At 66.9% G+C, this 22,834-nt stretch carries 21 protein-coding genes; 15 read left to right on the top strand and 6 right to left on the bottom strand.

What is annotated here, in order from left to right; translation table 11 throughout:
* Nucleotides 1-95 precede the first annotated feature (95 nt).
* The gene (locus H9634_RS06360; protein ID WP_191725862.1) at nt 96-1,337 is read right to left on the bottom strand and encodes a S1 family peptidase; all 1,242 of its coding nucleotides are present in this window, start codon (nt 1,335-1,337) and stop codon (nt 96-98) included.
* Nucleotides 1,338-1,608: 271 nt separating this feature from the next.
* On the opposite strand from H9634_RS06360, the gene H9634_RS06355 reads away from it, so the two are divergent.
* The 6 genes from H9634_RS06355 (at nt 1,609) to H9634_RS06330 (ending at nt 9,252) form a co-directional block, all read left to right on the top strand.
* Entirely contained in the window at nt 1,609-1,767 is a 159-nt protein-coding gene (locus tag H9634_RS06355) for a hypothetical protein (RefSeq protein WP_191725861.1), read from the top strand.
* Between the two features lie 101 nt (nt 1,768-1,868).
* Nucleotides 1,869-3,173 (top strand): histidine kinase, encoded by a 1,305-nt coding sequence (locus H9634_RS06350; RefSeq protein ID WP_191725860.1) that lies wholly within the window; start codon nt 1,869-1,871, stop codon nt 3,171-3,173.
* On the top strand, nt 3,160-3,867 hold the full coding sequence (locus tag H9634_RS06345) for a response regulator (protein WP_191725859.1): 708 nt from the start codon (nt 3,160-3,162) through the stop codon (nt 3,865-3,867). Before H9634_RS06350 ends, H9634_RS06345 begins: the two co-directional genes overlap by 14 nt.
* Nucleotides 3,868-4,005: 138 nt before the next feature.
* A complete protein-coding gene (gene typA, locus H9634_RS06340; protein WP_191725858.1) occupies nt 4,006-5,910 on the top strand; it encodes a translational GTPase TypA in 1,905 nt (634 codons plus the stop codon).
* Nucleotides 5,911-5,917: 7 nt separating this feature from the next.
* On the top strand, nt 5,918-7,384 hold the full coding sequence (locus tag H9634_RS06335) for a PIG-L family deacetylase (protein ID WP_191725857.1): 1,467 nt from the start codon (nt 5,918-5,920) through the stop codon (nt 7,382-7,384).
* Between the two features lie 149 nt (nt 7,385-7,533).
* A complete protein-coding gene (locus H9634_RS06330) occupies nt 7,534-9,252 on the top strand; it encodes a VanW family protein (RefSeq protein WP_191725856.1) in 1,719 nt (572 codons plus the stop codon).
* A 67-nt stretch (nt 9,253-9,319) separates the two neighbouring features.
* Here H9634_RS06330 and H9634_RS06325 read toward each other — a convergent pair whose 3' ends face one another.
* Nucleotides 9,320-10,471, bottom strand: a complete 1,152-nt coding sequence (locus H9634_RS06325; protein ID WP_191725855.1) for a barbiturase — start codon at nt 10,469-10,471, stop codon at nt 9,320-9,322.
* Nucleotides 10,472-10,754: 283 nt separating this feature from the next.
* Between H9634_RS06325 and H9634_RS06320 the strand changes: the two genes are divergently transcribed.
* Complete coding sequence (locus H9634_RS06320) at nt 10,755-12,143, top strand: uracil-xanthine permease family protein (RefSeq protein WP_191725854.1); 1,389 nt, start codon at nt 10,755-10,757, stop codon at nt 12,141-12,143.
* Between the two features lie 19 nt (nt 12,144-12,162).
* On the opposite strand, the gene H9634_RS06315 is transcribed toward H9634_RS06320, so the two are convergent.
* On the bottom strand, nt 12,163-13,275 hold the full coding sequence (locus H9634_RS06315; protein WP_191725853.1) for a GNAT family N-acetyltransferase: 1,113 nt from the start codon (nt 13,273-13,275) through the stop codon (nt 12,163-12,165).
* A gap of 101 nt (nt 13,276-13,376) precedes the next feature.
* Here H9634_RS06315 and fdxA point away from each other — a divergent pair, with 101 nt between their 5' ends.
* The 3 genes from fdxA to H9634_RS06300 all read left to right on the top strand — a co-directional run bounded on the left by fdxA (nt 13,377) and on the right by H9634_RS06300 (nt 16,348).
* Complete coding sequence (fdxA, locus tag H9634_RS06310; protein WP_170273914.1) at nt 13,377-13,703, top strand: ferredoxin; 327 nt, start codon at nt 13,377-13,379, stop codon at nt 13,701-13,703.
* Between the two features lie 6 nt (nt 13,704-13,709).
* On the top strand, nt 13,710-14,843 hold the full coding sequence (gene dapC / locus H9634_RS06305; protein WP_191725852.1) for a succinyldiaminopimelate transaminase: 1,134 nt from the start codon (nt 13,710-13,712) through the stop codon (nt 14,841-14,843).
* Between the two features lie 218 nt (nt 14,844-15,061).
* The gene (locus H9634_RS06300) at nt 15,062-16,348 is read left to right on the top strand and encodes a citrate synthase (RefSeq protein ID WP_175294504.1); all 1,287 of its coding nucleotides are present in this window, start codon (nt 15,062-15,064) and stop codon (nt 16,346-16,348) included.
* Nucleotides 16,349-16,423: 75 nt separating this feature from the next.
* On the opposite strand, the gene dapD is transcribed toward H9634_RS06300, so the two are convergent.
* Nucleotides 16,424-17,368: a 2,3,4,5-tetrahydropyridine-2,6-dicarboxylate N-succinyltransferase gene (dapD, locus tag H9634_RS06295; RefSeq protein WP_191725851.1), complete on the bottom strand. Its 945-nt coding sequence runs from the start codon at nt 17,366-17,368 to the stop codon at nt 16,424-16,426.
* Between the two features lie 81 nt (nt 17,369-17,449).
* Between dapD and H9634_RS06290 the strand changes: the two genes are divergently transcribed.
* The 5 genes from H9634_RS06290 (at nt 17,450) to H9634_RS06270 (ending at nt 20,854) form a co-directional block, all read left to right on the top strand.
* Entirely contained in the window at nt 17,450-18,181 is a 732-nt protein-coding gene (locus H9634_RS06290) for an LOG family protein (protein WP_191725850.1), read from the top strand.
* A gap of 65 nt (nt 18,182-18,246) precedes the next feature.
* Nucleotides 18,247-18,657, top strand: a complete 411-nt coding sequence (locus H9634_RS06285; protein ID WP_191725849.1) for a DivIVA domain-containing protein — start codon at nt 18,247-18,249, stop codon at nt 18,655-18,657.
* The gene (locus tag H9634_RS06280) at nt 18,657-19,901 is read left to right on the top strand and encodes a hypothetical protein (RefSeq protein WP_191725848.1); all 1,245 of its coding nucleotides are present in this window, start codon (nt 18,657-18,659) and stop codon (nt 19,899-19,901) included. The genes H9634_RS06285 and H9634_RS06280 overlap by 1 nt, the downstream gene beginning before the upstream one ends.
* Before the next feature lie 110 nt (nt 19,902-20,011).
* Entirely contained in the window at nt 20,012-20,182 is a 171-nt protein-coding gene (locus H9634_RS06275) for a DUF3117 domain-containing protein (RefSeq protein WP_102162712.1), read from the top strand.
* 120 nt (nt 20,183-20,302) lie between these two features.
* Nucleotides 20,303-20,854: a hypothetical protein gene (locus H9634_RS06270; protein ID WP_191725847.1), complete on the top strand. Its 552-nt coding sequence runs from the start codon at nt 20,303-20,305 to the stop codon at nt 20,852-20,854.
* Between the two features lie 8 nt (nt 20,855-20,862).
* On the opposite strand, the gene H9634_RS06265 is transcribed toward H9634_RS06270, so the two are convergent.
* Together H9634_RS06265 and H9634_RS06260 are read right to left on the bottom strand one after the other, a co-directional pair.
* Nucleotides 20,863-22,071, bottom strand: coding sequence for an MFS transporter (locus H9634_RS06265; protein WP_191725846.1), 1,209 nt, complete (start codon nt 22,069-22,071; stop codon nt 20,863-20,865).
* Entirely contained in the window at nt 22,068-22,706 is a 639-nt protein-coding gene (locus tag H9634_RS06260; protein ID WP_191725845.1) for an O-methyltransferase, read from the bottom strand. Before H9634_RS06260 ends, H9634_RS06265 begins: the two co-directional genes overlap by 4 nt.
* Between the last annotated feature and the right edge of the window lie 128 nt (nt 22,707-22,834).

Below are 22,834 nucleotides of genomic sequence, written 5' to 3'. Positions count from 1 at the left end.
AATCATGCGATTCGTCCCAGCGCCCGGGTCACCACACCCGTACCTTTGTGAGTAGCTGCCTCCGGTTCAGCCCTGCGGAGGCCCAGGGAGATCGATCAGCGGTGGCCGTAGCTCAGACCGTAGTAGTTCAGCGCATCCTGCACCGGCTGGAAGTAGGAGGAGCCTCCCATGTATCCGCCGTTGAAGCCGCACCGCTGGTTCGACGGGCCGCCGGAGGTCATGCCGACTGCGTAGCCGCCGGCGGTGTAGGCGCCACCGGAGTCACCGGGAGCGGTGCACACCGAGGAGGTTCCGAGGCCGGAGACCTGGGCGACCGCGCGACCCTGGCTGTCGGAGTAGTTGACCGAGGCGTTGTAGCCGGTGACCTTGCCGCAGGTGACACCCGAGGTGGCGCCGGTGCGGCACATATCGGTGCCGACCGGAGCCTGCCAGACACCGCGATCGGCGTTGGTGATGCCGAAGTTCGAGCCATAGGTGTTGACGCTGGTGCTCACCGAGTTGCCGGAGTTGACGTAGATCGCTCCGATGTCACGGTCGGGCTTGCCGTCGTAGGACTTGAAGGCGGTGGCTGCGAAGGTTCCGAAGGCGCTGCCGCCGACGGAGAAGTTCTGCTGACCTTCGACGCAGTGACCGACCCAGATCATGACGTTGGTGCCGCCGGTGGTCGACGCTGGGAATCCGGCCGAGCAGTAGCTGCCGGGCACGGAGACCTTGTCGCCGCCGCGGGCGGTGGCGTGCAGGATGTTGCGCTCGCCTTCGACGACGGTGACGGCGTCACCGTACTCGGCGGCCTTGTCGAGCACTGCTGACTTCGCATCGGCATCGGAGACGGTGATGACGACGCGGTCGTCGATGATCTCCGGGGCGATCGAGGCGATGGCCGAACGGTCTCCATCCACCGAGTTGAGTGCATCGACGATCTCATTGAGCTTGCTCTCGCCGTTCTGCGGGTCGCGGACTTCCAGGCCCTTCGCCTCGGCGGCCTTGGCCTCTGCCGAACCGGCAGCTGCCTGGACGACGAGCTCGTTGTCCTCATTGAAGAACGCGCCGTCGAAGTCGTTGCCCTTCTGCGAGAGCTCGTAGAGTTCGTTGTTCTGCTCGGCCTGGGCCTCGACGTACTCGCGCTGTTCGCTGACAGTGCGGCCTGAGGTTTCGGCCATGATCTTCAGCTCCTTGTCGCTGAAGACCGGATTGACCTTCTGCGCCTCCGGGCTCTCCTGGATGGCGGTGTCTGCTGTCTTGAGCGGTGCCGGTCCGGCAGCCGCGGGCAGTGCAGTTCCCACGCCGGTGAAGGCAAGTGCTCCGATCAGCACAGCGTGGACCAAGTGTCGTTTCACTGTTCTCTCCTCTGAGATGACCAATTTGGTGCCTCCAACTTTTGCAACACTGCACGCGCCGCGCTATTGGACCTTGGTGCCGTCAGCTAAGCCGAAAGGCGTACCTATGCGCAGGCCGGCATGCCTTTCGTGTTCAGTGTGCCGGGAGGCCGTGTTGCAGCTTTGCTCAGAATCCGCCGGAGGTACTCAGCTCGCGGTCAACTTGTTCGGTCTATGCACTACGACGAAAGTCGTATTGGCTCACATCACAGGAAAGGGCATGATGGGAGTCATGAAGAAATCACTTGGCCTGACGCTGGCCGTTGCTGCACTGTTGAGTTTCGGTAGTGTTTCCCCGGCTGCAGCCGTGCAGTCGAAGCCTGCGCCCGAATACCCCAACATCTGCTGGGTCTGGAAAGTCGCTCAGCTCTGCTCGAACGTGAAGGGATAACGCTAGAACGCAATCTGTGCCGCGTACCTGCTTCCCACGCAGCGGGTACGCGGCAGTCAGAGCGTCCGGAGACCGCCGTATTGATGTAGTACCATCAACGAATGGCCGACGTGCGGGAGAACATACCCTTGATTCGTCGCTTGAGTTCGCAAACCCAGCTCGGGCAGTTCGGTATCCCCGTGCTTCTGGCGCTTCTGCTCGTGGGTCTGGGGATCATGGATTCGACTCAGGTCGAGCTTGCCGAATTTCCATTCGTTCCGCTTGCTCTGCTCGGAATCGGGCTACTGACGATCCCCTTCTCGCCCTGGATCATGGTAGGCGCCGTCGCTGGCGCAGGCGCATACTTATTCGTCACGAACACCACGTTCTTGGGAGTGGCGAGTCTGCTCCTGCCTGTCGTGGTTGCCTATTTCGTCGCTCGAGGCTTTGTCAAGGCCGCGATCGTACTCAGCATCGTATTCCTTGTGTCTGTTATGGCCCCGGGTCTACGCGGGTATGACACTTCGATCCTTGTATCCTCGCTGGTGTTCTGGGCCATCATCCTCGTCTTGGCTCTCGGTGCTGGGGGATTCATCCGATTCCTCCTCGAACGAGAGGAAGCAGCGATTGAGCAGAATCGAAAGGCTCTGGACGAACTGAGTGCTCAGCTCTCGCGCGACCTCCACGACTCGGTCGGGGGAGTGCTGACGCGTGTCTCCCTGCTCGCCCAGCAGGCGCGTGCGAGTGGTGGAGACAAGGCGGCGGAGAATCTCGATCTCATCGTCGCCGAAACCCATGCTGCGAGCAGTGAAGTCCGCCTGCTGCTTCGCCGGCTCAGGGATGTCGACGACCTGATTCGGAGCGAAGGAGCGGTAGAGCCAGGGTCCGACGTTCCGCGTCCGGCCAAGAAGCCGTCGACGGCCACACGCGCCAGCGACCCCGTCGTCGCGCACGGCCCGATGACGGTCCGCCAGCTGCTTCGATCCTATTCCGACCGGCTGCGAGTCTACGGTTTCGCCGTCGAGAGCGCTGTCGAACCGCAGGCGGCTGAGGTTCTGGAGCAGTACATTCGGCTGCTCGGCAGACTGCTGGACGAGAGCATCCTCAACACCATCAAATACGCGTCACCCGATGAGCCCGTGCATGCGGTGTTCACGCAGTCCGAAACGCACGTCAAAGTCGTGCTGAGCAACACCGAATCTCCGGAGGGCAATCCCAACCCCGCCGACAGCTCAGGTCTGGGCTTGGCAAATCTCGCCCGCGATATCGAGGCTGCAGGGGGTATCCTGACTACTGGTCGGCTCACACCGCCGGTCGTCGAAGGCGCTGAGGCCACGGACTCGCAGTGGCAGCTCTGCGTCGAACTCCCCGCAGCACCAGCCGGGCAACCCACGCCCAACACGGAGGTACCGAGTGACAATCGTTGAACCCTACGACCGCATCAGGGTCATCATCACCGATGACGATGCCTTCACTCGAGACGCCATCGCCGAACTGCTCGGCAACGACGCCGCCATCAGCGTCGACTCCACATTCTCCGACGGAGCGGAGATGCTCGCCGCCGTCGAGCCACTCGGCCGCGAAGCCGTCAAGAGCATCGACGTCATCCTCTGCGACATCTCGATGCCCGAGGTCGGAGGCATTGAAGCGACCCGCCGGCTGCGCGCCGCCGGTGTGCGGGTGCCGATCATCCTGCTGACATCTTTCGACAGCGAAGAGAACCTCATCCAGGCACTTGCCGCAGGAGCCAACGGCTACCTCATCAAGACTGCCGACGTCGTGCAGATCCGCTCGGCGATCGACGCCGTGCTCAGCGGCACCGCCGTCATCTCCCCGGACGCCGCAGGCTTCGGCGCCACCATCACCCACGAGCCGGCAGCCGAAGGCAATCCGGCAGAGGAGATCGCCCAGCTCGGCCTGACCGATCGTGAGGAGGGCGTGCTCTACCTGCTCTGCCAGGGACTGTCGAACCACGAGATCGCCCGCAAGCTCGACATCCGCGAAGGAACAGTCAAAGTGCACGTCACCTCGATCATGCGCAAATTCAACGTCCGCTCGCGGCTCGAGCTCGTTGTCGAAGCATTCAACTCGGGAATCGTCTCACCCGAAGGCGTGCACTGAGCATCTTCGAGTGCAGGGCACTGCCTGCCGGGCCCCTATAATGGTGTGTTGGGTCAGAGCCCGTGAAAGGTGCGCGGAGACCTCGCCCGCCTGTGCTCCCACCGGGGCGCGGGCCGCACACAATTCTTGAGGATGTTGATGACAGAACACACCGCACGCCGCCTCGATCGCCGCAATATCGCGATCGTCGCCCACGTCGACCACGGCAAGACGACCCTGGTCGATGCGATGCTCAAACAGACCGGAGCGTTCGGCGACCACGGCGAAGTGCAGGACCGCGTCATGGACTCCGGCGACCTGGAGCGCGAGAAGGGCATCACGATCCTGGCGAAGAACACCGCCGTGCGCTACGCAGGACCGTCCGCCACCGACGGCCCGCTGACCATCAACGTCATCGACACCCCCGGCCACGCCGACTTCGGCGGTGAGGTCGAACGCGGCCTGTCCATGGTCGACGGCGTGGTGCTGCTCGTCGACGCCTCGGAAGGACCCCTGCCGCAGACCCGGTTCGTGCTGCGCAAGGCGCTGGCGGCGAACCTGCCCGTCATCATCGTCATCAACAAGACCGACCGCGCCGATGCCCGCATCGCCGAAGTCGTCGACGAAGCCCAGGACCTCCTGCTCGGCCTGGCCAGCGACCTGGCAGAGGAGCAGCCTGACCTCGACGTCGATGCCGTGCTCGACGTGCCCGTCGTCTACGCCGCAGCCAAGGTCGCCCGCGCCTCCCTGCGCCGGCCCGCCGACGGCGATGTGCCCGACAACGACGACCTCGAACCCCTGTTCTCCACCATCCTGGAGCACATCCCGGCCCCGGCTTACAACGATGACGGAGTTCTCCAGGCACACGTCACCAACCTCGACGCCTCACCGTTCCTCGGCCGCCTGGCGCTGCTGCGCATCTACGGCGGCACCCTGAAGAAGGGCCAGCAGGTCGCCTGGGCCCGCGGCAGCGGGGACATCGGCCAGGCCAAGATCACCGAGCTGCTCGAGACCAAGGGCCTCCAGCGCGTCCCGGCAGAAGAAGCCTCAGCCGGTGACATCGTCGCCATCGCCGGCATCCCCGACATCATGATCGGCGACACCATCACCGATCTGGAGGATCCGCGCCCGATGCCGGCGATCGAGATCGACGAACCGGCGATCTCGATGACCATCGGCATCAACACCTCGCCGCTGGCCGGCCGCGAGAAGGGCACGAAAGTCACCGCCCGCATGGTCAAGGACCGTCTCGACTCCGAACTCGTCGGCAACGTCTCCCTGCGCGTGCTGCCCACCGAGCGCCCCGACACCTGGGAAGTCCAGGGCCGAGGCGAACTCGCCCTGGCCGTGCTCGTCGAGCAGATGCGCCGCGAGGGCTTCGAACTCACCGTCGGCAAGCCGCAGGTCGTGACCCAGGAGATCGACGGCGTCCTGCACGAACCGGTCGAGCAGATGACGATCGACGCACCCGAGGAGTACCTCGGCGCGATCACCCAGCTCATGGCCTCCCGCAAGGGCCAGATGGAGTCGATCAGCAACCACGGCACCGGCTGGGTGCGCATGGAATTCCGGGTCCCGGCCCGCGGCCTCATCGGCTTCCGCACCCGGTTCCTCACCGAGACCCGCGGCACCGGCATCGCCAACTCCCTGTCAGCCGGCCTCATGCCGTGGGCCGGGGAGATCACCTTCCGCACCACCGGTTCGCTCGTCGCCGACCGGGCCGGTTCGGTCACCCCGTACGCGATGCTCAACCTGCAGGATCGCGGCAGCTTCTTCGTCGAGCCGACCTCCGAGGTCTACGAAGGCCAGGTCGTCGGCGAGAACTCCCGCAATGAGGACATGGACGTCAACGTCACCAAGGAGAAGAAGCTGACGAACATGCGCTCAGCTTCGGCGGACACCTTCGAGAACCTCACCCCGCCGCGGGCGCTGACCCTGGAGGAGAGCCTCGAGTTCGCCAACGACGACGAGTGCGTCGAAGTCACGCCCACCCATGTGCGCATCCGCAAGGTCGTACTCGACCAGAAGGAGCGTCACAAGATCTCGAGCCGCAAGAAGAACTGATCACTGCATGAGTGCCACCCAGACCCTTCCCGCAGCACAGGCGCGCGTCCTCTTCGTCCACGCCCACCCCGATGACGAGTCGATCATGACCGGCGGGACGATGGCCGCACTCGCCGCCTCCGGCGCCCACGTCGCCCTCGTCACCGCCACCCGCGGTGAGGGCGGTGAGGTGATCGGCGAGCTGCAGGAACGGCTGGAGGGCAACCGGGCCGAACTGGCAGCCCACCGGGAGCAGGAGCTGGCGCAGGCGCTTGAGATCCTCGGGGTCAGCGACCATGCCTTCCTCGGCGACGGTGAGCGCGGGGGAGCAGATGAGCGCCTGCCTTCCCGCCGGTTCGAGGACTCCGGGATGGCCTGGGGTCCTGACGGGCACGCTGTGGCACCCGATGACATGGTGCCCGAGGCGCTGTGCGCCGCCCCGGTGAGCGAAGCAGCCGGATACCTCGTCAACGTCATCCGCCGGGTGCGTCCGCAGCTCGTCATCACCTACTCCAGCGGCGGCGGCTACGGCCACCCCGACCATGTGCGGATGCACGAGGCGACAGTCGCCGCCTGCCAGCGAGTAGAGGGCACCGCTGACGAGGTGGCCACACTGCTGTTCTTCGACACCCCCGCCGACGCCGCAGCCGATGCCTTCGACCCGCAGGCACCCGGCTTCGAGCTCACCGGCTTCGCTGCGGCCGAATCGATCCCGACGATCGCAGCCGAAGCACCGATCGCCGTCGCCCAAGACGTCGACGCCGTCATCGGCGCGAAGAGTCTGGCGATGGCCGCTCACCGCACACAGATCACCGTGGCCGGGCAGTTCTTCGCCCTGTCCAACGGCATCGGCCAGAAGGTCATGGACGTCGAATGCTACACCGACGCCTCCTACCCGGGCCCCGAACCGGCTCCCTACGCGCTGGTCGACAATGTCCTCGATGCCGTCATCATGCCCGTCGAGACCCACGCCTACCCGGCTCCGGACGGTTCCGGCACTGACGATGCCATCGCATCCACCGCCTCGGCGCCGGGCGCAGCAGCCGGTGCGGCGACAGCTGCCGGAACCGGAGCGGCGAAAGCTGACACCGAGCCTGCGGGACGTCCGAGGACCGGCGCGGCAGCGATCATCCATGCGATCCTCGTCGGCCTGCTCATCGGCGTGCTCGGCTCCTTTCAGCACCTCAACGCGACCGCCTGGGAGCTCGGCGGCCAGCAGATCATCGCCCCGTGGGGCTTGGCGCTTGCGCTTGCGCTGAGCACGGCGGGCATGTGGCACATCGCCGCACTGTACCGGTCGACATCGCTCATGGTGCTGTGCGCGGCGATCATCTGCATGGTGTCGTTCCTCTTCACGCAGCAGGGCCTGCTGCCCGGCGCCGACCTCATCGTCGCAGCCTATCTGCGCTCGATCGTCTGGCTCGTCGCACCGATGGGCATCGCCGCCGTGCTCGCGTTCACGCTGCCCTCGCTCAAAGTTCCCAAGCGGTCGTGACACCGACGGTCCGGCCGGCGGCCGAGACCGAACTGTAGCAGGATTGTCACCCGGCAGCCGCAGGTGAGCGCAGTGCCACTGGCTATAGTTGGGAACGAACTCCCACCCGCTCCGGGCTGCAGCCCGGCCGACATTCGCGAAGTGACTTCATGGCCTCTGACTCCACTGCGGCGCGCGGCCGCCGTACGACGATCATCGTCATCGTCGCCGCCGTCCTCGCCCTCGCCGCTGCCTACCTGGCAACGGCGTTCTTCGCCTCCAACGGCATGCCGCGTCACACCCAGGTCGCCGGGATCGACGTCGGCGGGATGTCCGAGACCGAGGCGAAGCGGACCCTCGACGAGCAGCTCGCCCCGCGTGCCGAGGAGCCGATCGAGATCACCGCAGAGGACAATTCCGCGAAGATCGATCCGGCAGATGCCGGGATCGCGCTCGACACCCAGGCGACCGTCAATCGCGGCGCCGGCTTCACCCTCAACCCGGTGCGCATCTACCAGCGACTGTTCGAGGACAACGTCATCGACCCGGTCATCACCGTCGACGAGTCGAAGAAGTCCGTCATCGAGGAAGTCGGCTCGGAGATGTCGACCGAACCCGTCGATGCGACGCTGGACTATGACGAAGACGGCAAGCCGAAGGTCACCGACAGCAGCGACGGCACGGTTGTGACCGCCGATGCGATCCGGGAGGCGATCGACACGTCATGGCTGCGGGAGGACGGGCCGCTGACGGTGGCGGCGCAGGAGAAGGAAGCCGACATCACCACCGCCGAGGCCCAGCAGGCCCGCACCGAGATCGCCGAACCGGCGATCAGCGACGATGTCACGGTCAGCGCCGACCCCGGTGACCATGAGGACGTGACGGGCGGGACGATCACGGTCTCCCCGGAGACCGTGTCGCAGACCCTGGAGTTCGAGCCGAAGGACAGCGACCTGACGCCGGTGTTCGACGCCAAGCGGCTCAAGCGGCTGGCGCTGGCCGAGAGCCCGCAGGTCGGCCAGGAGATGAAGAACGCCAGCTACGAGATCGTCGACGGCAAACCGAAGGTCGTGCCGAGCGAGAAGGGCATCTCCGTCGACGAGAAGGAGTTCGCCGCCGCAGTGCTGCCGGCACTGACCTCCGATGACCGCACCGCCGAGGTGACGCTGACCGAGACCGATCCGGAATTCTCCACCGAGGACGCCGAGAAGGCCGATGTCGACACCGTCATCTCGAAGTTCTCCACCCCGTACAACTCCGAGCCCAACCGCGACACCAACCTGAGGGTGGCCTCGAAGAAGGTCTCGGGCACCGTCCTGCTGCCCGGCGAGCAGTTCAGCCTCAACGAGACGCTGGGCAAGCGCACCGCAGCCAACGGCTACAAGCCGGCCGGTGTGATCTCCGAAGGTCAGATGAAGACAGACTTCGGCGGCGGTGTCTCCCAGGTGTCGACGACGCTGTTCAATGCGGCCTTCTTCGCCGGCCTCGACCTCGATGAGCATCGCGCGCACTCCCGGTACATCTCCCGCTACCCGGAGGGCCGGGAGACGACCCTGGACTGGACGTCGATCGACCTGAAGTTCACCAACAGCACCGACAAGCCGATGGTGCTCGACATGTACCTCAAGGACGGCGAAGTCCACGCCCGGGTCTTCGGTGTCAAGACCGTCGACGTCGACGCCGATGCCTCCAGCCGGTTCGCGTTCACCTCGCCGAGCACCGTGACCGAATCAGGTCCCTCCTGCTCACCGCAGTCACCGCGGGAGGGCTGGTCGATCACGATCTACCGCACGATCAAGGACCATTCGACCGGCAAGGTCGTGAAGAAGGACGACTTCACCACCGTGTACCGTCCGGTCAACCGCGTGCAGTGCAAGAAGGACGACTGACCAACCCCGAGCACAGCTGTGCCCGGCACCGGAATCCCGGTGCCGGGCACTGGCATGCTGGAGCAGGTCAGTCGGTGAACGTGTAGCCGCTGGGATCCTCACCCAAGTCGATGATCGCAGCGACCGGCCCGCCGCCGTCAGGACCCTGATGGGCGGCTGACACGGAGACGAACACGGCCGGATCACCGGTGACCGCGGCGGTGACGCCGCCGACGGCGGCCTTGATCTGCCGGTGCCAGTGGACATCGGAGTCATCGAGCATCGCATTGCGGCGGCCGAGCACCGAGCCGTCCTGGCTGGCCTCGCACTTGAGGAACACATTGACGAGACGACCGCCGAGATCGTCGCGGTGCGGCCGATCCGGCAGGTCAAGACCGGCATCGGTGATCGCATCCCAGATCCCGTCGGCATCGAGAGCATGATCCATCACCCCGTGGCCGATCCGGAACCGGCCGCCGATGCCCGGCGCGTTGCCGACGACGACCACCTGTGCGCGATCGAGCTCGACACCGGAGGAGCACGAGGCGACAGCGGAGTACTTCGAACGATCGCGCATGACGTCGTCATCGGTGATGCCGCTGACCTCGCCGAGCGCCTGGGCGATGCCGAGAGCGGTGGTGCCGTTGGAGACGTCCATCGACGTCAGCGTGTCCTCGGTGAAGACGTCGTGACCGCGGGAGCGGGCATCGCGGATCGTGTCGATCGTCAGCAGCGGGGTCTTCGTCTGCACATAGTGGACATCGGCGGTGTCGGTGATGCCGGCGCGCTCCATCGCCGCAGTCACGGCATCGGCGACCTTGTCGACCATGCCGGTGCGGCCGATCTCCTCGGGCAGAATCGGCTCGCTCATCGCGAACCCGACCGACAGCCGTTTGTCATCGACTCCCGGCGCGGCACCGCTGGCAGGGGTGTCCGCCGTCTCGGTGGTGGCGAAGATCGTGGCATGCGGGCTGATGACGCCGTCGGTGCCGCCGGACCACACGATCGGGATCTCCTTGACCTGCTCCGGCGGGGCGCCCTTGTCGATGAGCGCCTCACGGAAGGCGCGGTCGGCGATGATGCGGGTGTAGTCGTTGACCCCGCCGTTGCCCTCGGTCTTGCCGATGATCGCGATGACGCGAGAGGCATCGAGGACACCGTCGTCGATGAGCTTCGACATCTCCGAGGCATCGGAGACGCTGTGCAGGGGGACTTTCCGGACTTCGATCGGCTGTGGCATGTGGCTGCTCCCAACAGAGTGTCGTTCCCACCCGGCGGGTGACGCCGGAGAGGCTGTCATCGACTGCGCACCGGCGCGCGGCGCCGTCACCGCAGTCCCTGAGTGCCACTCACTGTACTGAGCGGAATGTGGAGCAGAACACGTCAGATTGCGCCAAGCGGCACCGCATCCATTCGGCAGAAAGTGCTGTGTCAGCGCTGCGGCACATGCGCCTAGCGTGATGTGACACACGACACACCACGACGGCAGGCAGAGTCGCCGGCCGCCGCGCCCGAGGAGAGCCATGCCCGCCGCTGAGCCAGAGATCACCCCGCGCTACCAGATCAACGAGATGCCGCCGCTGGGCGAGGCAGTGCTGCTGGGCATCCAGCATGTCCTCGTCATGATGGCCAGCAACGTCACCATCCCCGTCATCCTCGCCACTGCGATCGGCGCCACCACCGGTGAGACCGCCTTCCTCGTCCAGGTCGCGCTGCTCGTCGCCGGGCTCACGACCCTTATGCAGACGATCGGCATCGGCCCGATCGGCTCTCGGCTGCCGATCGTGCAGGGCACGAGCTTCGGCTTCCTCGTCGTCGCGATCCCGCTCGCGGAGTCCTACGGCATCGCCGCCGTGTTCGGCGGTGCGATCTTCGCCGGAGTCGTGCAGGTGATCCTCGGGATGAGCCTGCGCTGGCTCAAAGCCCTGTTCCCGCCGCTCGTCAGCGGCATCGTCGTGCTCGTCATCGGCATCGGACTGCTGCCCACCGGCATGGTGCTCTACGCCGGCGGCAGCGGCTCACCGACCTTCGGTTCGTGGACAGACCTCGGCCTGGCCAGCCTGGTGCTCCTCGTCATGCTGCTGTTCTACCGCTTCGGCCGGGGCATCATCGGGGCGGCCTCAGTGCTCTTCGCCCTCATCGTCGGCTACCTGGCAGCGATTCCTCTGGGCCGGGTCGACTTCTCCGCCGTCGGCGACGCGCCCTGGTTCGCCATCCCGGTGCCGCTGAAGTTCGGCCTCGACTTCCCGGCGGCCGCCCTCATCGGCATGGGTGCGATGGCGATCGCCACTGCCGTCGAGACGATCGGCGACCTGTCGGCGATCACCAAGAGCGGCGCTGGACGGGACGTGACCGACAAGGAGCTCTCCGGCGGCGTGATGGCCGACGGTGTGGCGACCGCGTTCGCCTCACTGTTCTCCGCCCTGCCCAACACCTCGTTCGGCCAGAACGTCGGGCTCGTCGCCTTCACCGGCGTCATGAGCCGGCACGTCGTCTCGATCGGTGCCGGATTCCTCATCCTGCTCGGCCTGCTGCCGAAGTTCGCCGCCGTCATCGCTGTCATGCCCTCGGCTGTGATCGGAGGAGCAGCGGTCGTGATGTTCGGGATGCTCATCGGTGCTGGCATCAAACTGCTGGCCGAGACCGCCCTCGACCGCCACGACATGCTCGTCATCGCCGTGTCGATCGGCGTCGGACAGGGGTTTGCGGCCATTCCGGAATCGGTCGAGCTGTTCCCGCACACCGCCAAGGTGCTGCTCACCTCGGGCATCGTGCCGGCAGCTGCGCTGGCAGTGCTCATGAACCTCACCCGCCCCACACCCGCCCGCGGCGGTCACCTCGACGTCGACGTGCCGATCACCGAGAAGTCCGATCCGCTGTGGGACGACGGCACTCGCAGACCACCCAGCTGAGCGGGCGGGCCGCCGGCGCTCACTCCGATCTGAGAGCGAACCAGTGGCGGTGATGCTCGCGGGCACCGCGTGCACGCATAAGCGCGACCGCAGCCTCATTCGATGCCGGCACATCGGCCAGCAGCGAGCGGATGCCCTGCTGGGATGCCGCAGCAGCCGCCGCCTGCACGAGTGCGGCGCCGACGCCGCGGCGCCGGGCAGAGGGGTGGACGATGAGATGGGACAGCACCGCCCACCGGTGGGTGAGCGCGACCCGGATGGTGCCGATGAGAGTCGGCTGACCGGCAGACGGGGCGGCCGCATCCGCCTGCCCCGGCAGGGGACCGGTGATCGCTGAGAGGATGAACATCTGCTCAGCTGAGGTCATGAGAGCAGCGAAGGACTCGTGACGCTCCGAACCCTCCGGGTGGCCCCACGCGTCATAGTGCAGGGCGTGCGGGGCATCCGAGCGCACGATCGACAGCCCAGCCGGGGCAGCGGCGGCGGGATCGGACAGCCCGGCAGCCGCCTCGGCAGTGGCAGCGGTGAGCGCGAGCTGAGGTTCGGACGGGGCGAACCCTGCATCCCGGAACAGCCCGGCGACCTCCCGGCACGGAGCGGCCAGCTCAGCCGCGTCAGCCTCCGAATAGATCTGGACCATCGGCGGCAGGCCGTGCTGGCTGTACCACTGAGAGACCATCTCGAGTGCCTCAGCAGTCTCTACGCCGGGCGGGTCGAGGGGCAGCGCGGCATTCGCCGCCTCCCTCCCGACCCCGCCGGCAGCCCGCAGCAGCCAGCCGGACTGGACGAACGCCTCGGGACCGGCCGCAGCGTCACCGGCAGCCTGCGCGGCATCGCGGTGCAGATTGTCGCGATTGAGCCACGTGACCTCCGGCGGCAGCCAGGCATGGGCGGCGACCCGGCGGACATCGGCAGCCGACACGACCTCATGCAGCCGCCCGGCCCGCTGCGGGGCCGGGGGCACCTCGTGGGCGAGGATGATGTCCTCCCGCGGCACCCGGACCGGCCCGCGCTTCGTCTCGACCGTCACCGAGGCGTCGTCGACCGCGGTGACCTGACCGAGTGCATCGGTGGCGCCGGAGCCTGCGCGATACCGCAGGACGACGCGCATGCCGGGACGGGGATCGAACATCTGTGACCTTTTCGACGGTGGTGTGCCAACCCTCCCAGCCTATAAGGGAGTACCCTGGAGAGAGGACTTTTCGCATCGAAGCTGACTCAAGGAGACTGACAGTGACGTATGTCATCGCACAACCGTGCGTCGATCTCAAGGACAAGGCGTGCATCGACGAATGCCCCGTCGACTGCATCTACGAAGGCGAACGGTCGCTCTACATCCACCCCGACGAATGCGTCGACTGCGGCGCCTGCGAACCTGTCTGCCCGGTTGAGGCGATCTACTACGAAGACGACGTCCCCGAGGAATGGGCCGACTACTACACCGCCAATGTCGAGTTCTTCGACGAGATCGGCTCACCCGGCGGTGCCGCCAAGCTCGGCAACACCGGTCTCGACCATCCGATCATCAAGGCGCTGCCGCCGCAGAACCACGACGAGTAAGAACCCATGTACGGACTCCAGCTGCCGGATTACCCCTGGGACACCCTGACCCCGTACCGACAGCGTGCTGCCGCACATCCTGATGGGGTGTGCGACCTGTCGATCGGCACGCCGGTCGACCCCACCCCCGAGGCGATCCGCCAGGCGCTGCGCGAGGCCGCCGACGCCCACGGCTACCCGACGACCGCCGGCACCGACGCGCTGCGCGAGGCGATCGCCTGGTGGTCGGCCCAGTGGCGCGGCGTGACCGTCGACCCCGCCACCGAGGTGCTGCCGACCGTCGGGTCGAAGGAGCTCGTCGCCTGGCTGCCGACGCTGCTCGGGCTGTCGGCGCGGGGAGCGTCCGGTCTGGAGCGGCCCATGGCTGTCGCCTGCCCGTCGCAGGCCTACCCGACCTATGAGATGGGTGCCCGGCTGGCCGGCGTCGACTGCGTCCGCCTCGATGCCGCTGACATCCTCGCCGGTGCCTCCTTGGAGGGAATCGGGCTGCTGTGGCTCAACTCGCCGGGCAATCCGACCGGAGAGGTGCTCGACACCGACACCCTTGCCGCCGTCGTCGCCCGCGCCCGCGAAGCCGGGGTCATCGTCGCCAGCGACGAATGCTACGCCCTGCTCAACTGGGCCGCCGACACCGCGGCGCCCTCGATCCTCGACCCGGCCGTCACCGGCGGAGAGCACACCGGGCTGCTGGCGGTGTACTCGATGTCGAAGCAGTCGAACCTCGCCGGCTACCGAGCGGCGTTCGTCACCGGCGATGCGAAGCTCATCGGCAACCTCACCAACTCCCGCAAGCATGCCGGGATGATCCTCCCGGCCCCGATCCAGGCGGCGATGATCGCAGGACTGCGCGACACCGCCCACGTGCAGGAGCAGAAGGCCCGCTACGCCGCCCGGCGCACAGAGCTGCTGCCGGCAGCCGAGGCATTCGGGCTGCGCATCGACCACTCGACAGCCGGGCTCTACCTGTGGGCCAGCCGCGATGAGGACTGCTGGGAGACCATCGCAGCGCTCGCCGACCTGGGCATCATCGCCGGGCCCGGCGCCTTCTACGGCGCTGCCGCCGGCCAGCACGTGCGCCTGGCGCTGACAGCGCCCGATGAGCGGATCGCGGCAGCCGCCGCACGCCTGCGCGAGGCCTGAGGCGCAGGCGGCCACCGCCTCGGGGACGGCCGCACCGCGCCGCCTGCCGCGCGGGAGAGCGGGGCAGGGTACCAAGCCCAGGTGACAGGCCACCCCGATTTACCCTTGGCCTACCAAAGCCGGTAGTCTCTGATGTGACTGTGAAACAACACTCAGGTCGTTGTGAGCCCTCCACGCTCGAATCCCCGGCCGGAGATCAGACATTTCGAGGAGTACATATGGCAGAGGATGCAGTACTGCACATCGACGGCCAGGAGGTCTCCCTCCCTGAGGTGACTGCCACTGAAGGCACGGAAGCTGTGCGGATCGGCTCGTTGCTCAAGGACACCGGGAAGGTCACCTACGATCCCGGTTTCGCCAACACGGCCAACACCTCCTCGGCCATCACCTTCATCGACGGCGACGAGGGCATCCTGCGCTACCGCGGCTACCCGATCGAAGAGCTGACCGAGAAGTCGAACTTCATCGAGGTCTGCTACCTGCTCATCTACGGCGAGCTGCCCACCCAGGAGCAGTACGACGAATTCGACGCCCGTCTGCGTCGCCACACCCTCGTGCACGAGGACCTGCGCCGCTTCTTCACCGCCTTCCCCTACGACGCCCATCCGATGCCGATGGTGTCCTCGGCGATCTCGGCGCTGTCGACCTTCTACCAGGACAACCTCTCCGTCTTCGACGACGAGCAGATCGACCTGTCCTCGATCCGGATGCTCGCCAAGATGCCGACGATCGCAGCGATGGCCCACCGCAAGTCCGAGGGCCTGCCGGTGATCCACCCGGACAACTCGCTCAACCTCGTCGAGAACTTCCTGCGCGTGAACTTCGGCTACCCGTCCGAGCCGTACGAACTCGATCCGCTGGCAGTCAAGGCGATGGACCAGCTGTTCATCCTCCACGCCGACCACGAGCAGAACTGCTCGACCTCGACGGTTCGCCTGGTCGGTTCGGCGCAGGCCAACATCTTCCAGTCGATCTCAGCCGGCGTCAACGCTCTGGCCGGCCCGCTGCACGGCGGTGCGAACTCCGCCGTGCTGGAGATGCTCGAGGAGATCCTCGCCTCCGATGACGGCGCGAAGTCGTACATGGAGCGGGTGAAGAACAAGGAGCAGGGCGTCCGCCTCATGGGCTTCGGCCACCGCGTGTACAAGAACTACGATCCGCGCGCGGCGATCATCAAGAAGACCGCCCACGAGATCCTCGAGCGCACCGGCGGCAACGACGAGATGCTCGAACTCGCCCTCAAGCTCGAGGAGATCGCACTGGCCGACGACTACTTCGTCGAACGCAGCCTGTACCCGAACGTCGACTTCTACACCGGCCTCATCTACAAGGCCCTCGGCTTCCCGACCGACATGTTCACCGTGCTCTTCGCCGTCGGCCGTCTGCCGGGCTGGATCGCGCAGTGGCGTGAGATGATCAACGATCCCGAGACCCGCATCGGCCGCCCGCGCCAGATCTACACCGGCGAGCCGAAGCGCAGCTACACCGACATCAGCGAGCGCTGAGACGCGGTGCACTGACACCGGATACGCGAAAGGGGACAGACCAGCTGGTCTGTCCCCTTTGCCGTGCCCGGCAGATCAGTGCAGGTCGGGGTTGAGTTCGATGCCCTGGGCGGTGCGGGACCGAGCCTCGACGGCACCGGTCTCGGAGTTGCGGCGCAGCAGCACGTTGTCGCTGCCGGACAGTTCGGCGGCCTTGACGACCCTGCCGTCCTCCTCGGGCATGACGACGCGGGTGCCGGCCGTGACGTAGAGGCCGGCCTCGACGATGCAGTTGTCGCCGAGTGAGATGCCGACGCCGGCATTGGCGCCGAGCAGCGTGCCCTCGCCGATCTCGATGCGGTGCGCGCCGCCACCGGACAGGGTGCCCATGATCGAGGCGCCGCCGCCGATGTCGGTTCCGTTGCCGATGACGACGCCCTGGGAGATGCGCCCTTCGACCATCGCCTGACCGAGGGTGCCGGCGTTGAAGTTGACGAAGCCCTCGTGCATGACGACGGTGCCCGGTGAGAGGTAGGCGCCCATCCGCACCCGGTCGGCATCAGCGATGCGCACACCCTCGGGCACGACGAAATCGGTCATGCGCGGGAACTTGTCGACACCGTAGACCGAGAGCTGGCCGCGTGCTTTGAGCTTGGCGCGGGTGATCTCGAAGTCCTCGACCGCACACGGGCCGGCAGAGGTCCACACGACATTGCTGAGCTGGCCGAACAGGCCGTCGAGGTTGAGGTCGTTGGGCTTGACGAGGCGGTGGGACAGGGCGTGCAGGCGCAGGTAGCCGTCGGCGGCGCCGTCCGGGGCGGCATCGAGGTCGATCGTGACGCTGACGAGCTCACCGCGGGTGCCGCGGGCCTCATCGGCGGCCGCGAGCGGGGTGAGGACGTCATCGTCGACGGCGTCGGCGGCGAGCTTGGCTGCCGAGGCCTCGTCGCCGGTGAGGACGGGAGCGGGGTACCACACGCACAGGATGGTGTCGCCGTGGTACGTGGCGACACCCTTGGCTGAGACGAAACGTTGAGTCATGACACCAGCCTATCGGTCTGTGTGCCGGCGAGACACTAGGCTGGACGTGATCTGTGCCCGTCGAACGCCAGGAGTCTGCCGATGTTCACCTCTGGAATCTACAACCGCGGACCGCTGCGGCTGCGCCGCTCCCAGGTGCCGGAGAAGACCGCTGACGAACAGCTGCTCGAATGCCCGGACGAGGCCGCCTGGCAGCACGAGGACCCGTGGCGGGTGCTGCGCATCCAGTCGGAGTTCGTCGAGGGCTTCGGCGCGATGGCCGGACTCGGGTCGTGCTTCTCGGTCTTCGGCTCGGCCCGGACTGCCGAGACCTCACCGGACTACGCGACCGCCCGGGATCTCGGCCGCCGCATCGCCGAGGCCGGCTACGGAGTCATCACCGGGGGAGGGCCGGGCATCATGGAAGCGGCCAACCGCGGGGCGCACGACGCCGGGGGACTCTCCGTGGGCCTGGGCATCGAGCTGCCCTTCGAACAGGGCATGAACGACTACGTCGACCTGGGCGTGAACTTCCGGTACTTCTTCGTGCGCAAGACGATGTTCCTCAAGTACTCGCAGGGCTACGTCGTGCTGCCGGGTGGATTCGGCACCTTCGATGAGCTCTTCGAAGCGCTGACGCTGGCGCAGACGCACAAAGTGCGCAAGTTCCCGATCGTGCTCATGGGCACCAGCTATTGGGGCGGGCTCGTCGACTGGCTGAAGTCCAAGCCGGTCGAATACGGCACCATCAGCCTCGACGACCCCGACCGGCTCAGCCTCACCGACGATCCGGCCGAGGCTGTCTCGATCCTCACCTCCGTCTCGGAGGCCTGACCGAGCGTTCCAGCATGCCCGTCACGGTGCGCCGGTGGCCGACAGGGCTGTGAGACGATACCGCTATGTCGATCTACATCATCCTCGGTGTGTGCGCTGTCGTGTTCTTTGCCGTCGTCGCCGTCTTCGGAGCCACCGGCGGCTTCAACAGCGCCATGGGAGGCGACCAGGCTCAGGAGCCCCCGCGCGGACTGGGCGAGGAATGGTCGGCAGACGACATCAGCACCGTGCGCTTCCAGCTCGCCGCCCGTGGCTACCGCACCGACTCAGTCGACCTGGTGCTCGAGCAGATGACCCAGCGGCTGCGCGAACAGGAGGCCGAGATCACCCGCCTGCACGCCGAACGCGACCGCCCGCACCCAGGCCACCACCGCCTCGGCGACGGCTACCCGGAGACCCTGGACGACCCCCAGCCCGGTGACAGCGAGCGGGGCATCGACGCACCGCACGGCACGCTGGGCGACCCGCAGCCCTGATGGCACCGCCCACACCCGCCCCAGCATCCTCAGCCGGGCTGATCGCCGTGCAGCCGGCCACCCCGCGGATCGTCAGGCGGGCAGCGGACTGGCTGCTGGGCCTGCCGGTCTGGGCGCAGGCGCTCGTCGTCTTCCTCGTCTCGCGGATCATCGCGTTCACGTTCCTCTCCCACGTGCTCGCCGAGCAGGGCAGCTCTCCTTGGACGAGCGGGGAGGTCACGACGCTGCGGGACTTCCTCAACTTCTGGGACGCCGGCTGGTACGAGCGCATCGCGACCGAAGGCTACCCCGAGGTGCTCCCGCGCGCAGAGACCGGAAATGTCAGCCAGAACGCGTGGGCGTTCTACCCGCTGCACCCCTGGATCGCCCGCGACGTCTCCGTGCTCACCGGGCTGGACTACCAGTTCGTCTCACCGCTGCTGTCGAACCTGTTCGCCGCCGGGGCTGCGATCGTCATCCTTGCGCTGTTCCGCCGCCACACCACCGCCGGGCGGGCGCTCATGGGCCTGGCGGTCGTGTTCGTCTTCCCCGCCTCCCCGATCCTGAGCACCGGATACGCCGAGGCGCTCAACCTGCTGCTGCTCGCCTGCGCGCTCACGCTCGTCATCGACCGCGCCTACCTGTGGGCGATCCCGGTCGTCGTGGCGATGGACCTTTCCCGGCCGATCGGGGTGGCGTTCTCGTTCTTCATGCTCATCCACCTCATCAGCCGCTTCGCCCGCCGCAGCAGCGACCCCTACCCGGCAGGAGAGGTCATCCGCAGCTGGACGCTGGGGGTGCTGTCCTGCGTTGCTGCGCTGATCCACCCCATCCACGCCTGGCTGCGGACCGGTGAGCCGCTGGCCTACCTTGAGACTGAGCACGCGTGGAGCGGTGGGCACTCCCGGTTCGTCATCCAGTGGTTCGACATGTCGCGCTGGCTGGCCGGCGACATCATCGGACCTGTGCTGCTTGTGGCGCTCATCATCGGGTTCGCAGCTCTCATGGTCTCGGCCGCCGGCCGGCAGCTCGGCCGCGACCTGCAGCACTTCACTATCGCCTATGCGGCGTACCTGTTCATCTTCTTCAACCCGCAGACGTCGACGTTCCGGCTGCTGCTGCCGCTGTTCCCGCTCGCCCTGGCGATGGCGTACTCCCGTTCGTGGGCGTACCGCGGACTGCTGCTCGTCGTGCTCATCGTCACCCAGTACCTGTGGATCAGTCAGCTGTGGCACTTCACCCCGCCGTCGGACTGGCCGCCGTGATCAGCATGCAAGACAGACGGATGCGCGCTTGACGCGCCCGTTACGTGATCCAGCTCAAATGGTGGATAATCAGAGATGCTGGAAATTTTCAACCGGAAGGACAGAGGTTCATGGCAGCACAGAAACCGCGCACTGGTGACGGTCCTCTTGAAGTGACCAAAGAAGGTCGCGGCATGGTTCTGCGTCTACCTGTCGAGGGCGGCGGGCGGCTGGTCATCGAGATCAGCCCGGAGGAAGCTGCGAACCTGTACGACACCCTCGCCGAGGCGCTGGGCAAGTAACGCAGTGCCGGTTCCGGTCCGCTGACTGGCAACCGGAGAGCACCACCCTCATCTGGGCGCCGGACGCGCACTCGCGCAACCGGCGCCCATACTCATGCCCGAAGCGGAGAGGCAGCGGACGTGGACACGTATGAGATCGAAGCGAAGCGGCAGCGGCTGGCCGAGGCGATCCTCGACGCGGACGGGGCCGACCTGTCGGCTGCGCTCGAGTTCGCCGCTCACATGTCGATCACCGACGTCGTCGAGGCGCTGCAGCGCAAAGAGCCGAATCTTCTGTTCGACCATTCCGAGCTCTGCGACATCTTCATCCGAGCCTGGCTGGACCAGCTGCCCCCGCTTGAGCGATTTGCCGCCACAGCTGAGGTCAGCGGGCTGTACACGACGGGCATGGTGTGGCTGGCCCATGCTGAGGATCGCAGCGTCGAGCGGACCCTCCGGTTTGCCGCCGAGGCGGTGACCGAGATGGGTGCGCGCATTGCAGGGGAGGGGATACTGGCCGGCACCCCCGACACCAGCTTCGGGCCGAAGTTCGCGCGCAAGCTCACGGCGCTGGCCGACGGCCCGGTCGCTGACCTCTGCGCCGAGCTGGTCGCCTGCGCCGATGAGCTGGGCGAGCTGCAGCGGCTCGAAGATGAGCGCGAGGCGCGGGAAGAAAGCCGCGCGCAACCCTGACCCGGTGCTCAGCCGCCACCGGCGGCATCGAAGCGTCGAATGACGGGGATGACGACGGCAGCTGCGGCAGTGAAGATCGCAGCTGCGATGAGGAACGGCGTCCGCAGTCCGAACGCCTCTGCGAGGATGCCGCCTGCGACGGCACCGATCGTCAGACCGCTCAGGCTCGCCAGCCGGGTGACGGCACCGATGCGACCCATGAGATGCTCCGGTGTCAGCCGCTGTCGCAGAGATGCTGCGAGCACATTCCACACGACGGCATGGAGGATGTAGATCGCCAGCGCAACAGCCACAACGATGACCGATGAACTCACACCGGTGATGACGAACGTGACGGCGGCCATCAGAAGCATCGCGAGAATCGCCCTGCCATAGCCGAGCCACCGGCGCAGCGGACCGGCGATCACGGCACCGGCGAGCCCGCCGAGAGCAGTGACCGACAGCAGCAGGCCGTAACCGACCGGGCCGAGGCCCAACTTCTCTCGCGCGAAGAGCACGAGGTAGGAGAACGGAATCATATAGCCGATGCTCGCCAGTGCCGTGACGGTGATGAGCGTTCCGATCACCGGCTGACGATGCGCCCACCGCACCGCGGTGCCGAGGTCGGCGCACACCGCAGTCCTCTGCTCTGGCGGGGCCTGCGGAGCGTACCTGCCGGTGAGGAGAAGGAAGCAGCCGGTGGCGATGAGAGCGGCCACCGTGTTGGCCCCGAAGGGCAGGAACGCGGCAGCTGCGAACAGCAGGCCACCCAGCGGCGGACCGACGAACTCGTCGATGAGCGTCTGGGCACCCGCGATGCGCGAGTTCGCAGCGTCCAGTGCATGCGGGTGAGGGCCTGACGTCTGCGGGATGACAGCCGCGACGGTGCTGTCTGAAACCAGCTCCGCGATCCCGATGACCGCGAAGATCAGGTACAGCGACCACAGCTGGATCATGCCGGTGAGAACGAGAACGGCCAGCAGCGCGAACAGCGAGGCGCGAACGAGGTTCGACGCCCACAGCAGCCGCCGGCGGGCAACCCTGTCGATGACAACACCGATGCCCAGCACGGTCAGCAGGCGCGGCAGGGTCGAGGCGACGGTCAGACCGGCCACGGCACGCGGATCATCGGTCAGTGCGGCAGCCAGCAGCGGCAACGCGGCGAAGGCGATGCCGTCAGAGAGGTTCGAGGCGGCATTGCCCAGCCACAGGCGGCTGAACTCCCGCCCGAGCCTCACTGACCCAGGCGCCGGAGCACGAGCAGGCCGGCATCGATGGGGATCATGAGCCGTTCGATGTCGGTGCGGGCTTCGATGTCGGAGAGCACGGTGCGCATCACCTGGGTGCGCGGGGCACGGTTGGCCGGCTTGGCCACCGCATCGCCGAGCAGCGCCTGGTTGATGATGAGCAGTCCGTCGGCGCTGAGCCGTTCGATCGCCAGCGGCACGAGCCGTGGGTAGGTCAGCGGCTCGGAGTCGAGGAACACGAGATCGTAGCCGCCGGGTGCGAGCCGGGCGAGGACGTCTTCGCCGCGGCCGTGGATCATGCGCACGCAGTGCGGGCGGATCCGTGCGGCACCGAGCAGCTCGCGGGCCACAGCCTGCTTGTCTGCGTCGACGTCGATGCTCGTGAGCACTCCGCCTGCGGGCATGCCGCGCATGATCGCCAGCGTGCCGGTTCCGGTTCCGGTGCCGACCTCCAGCGCGCTCGCCGGCTTCGCCAGCTGGGTGAGCAGGCGCAGCAGGCCTGCGGTGTTGGCCGACAGCGGGGTGACGGCGTAATCAGCGGCGATGGTGCGGGCGGCGTCGAAGACGGCGTCGGCAGGGTTGTAGCGTTCGGCGTATTGCGCGTTGATCGCCCAGTCGCGGCTCATACGTTCCTTCCTGCTGACAGCGGATCGCGGACCGGCAGAAGAAGACGTGGAAAGCGCCGGCGATCCGTGCCCTCAGTGTAGCCCGGAGCAGCCGTGAGACCCCTGAGCGCACTGTTAGAATGAGGGCC

Source organism: Brevibacterium gallinarum, from assembly GCF_014836885.1.
Lineage (GTDB): Bacteria > Actinomycetota > Actinomycetes > Actinomycetales > Brevibacteriaceae > Brevibacterium > Brevibacterium gallinarum.
The sequence above is the reverse complement of the archived record's forward strand: the minus strand, read 5'-3'. Positions and strand labels throughout refer to the sequence as shown.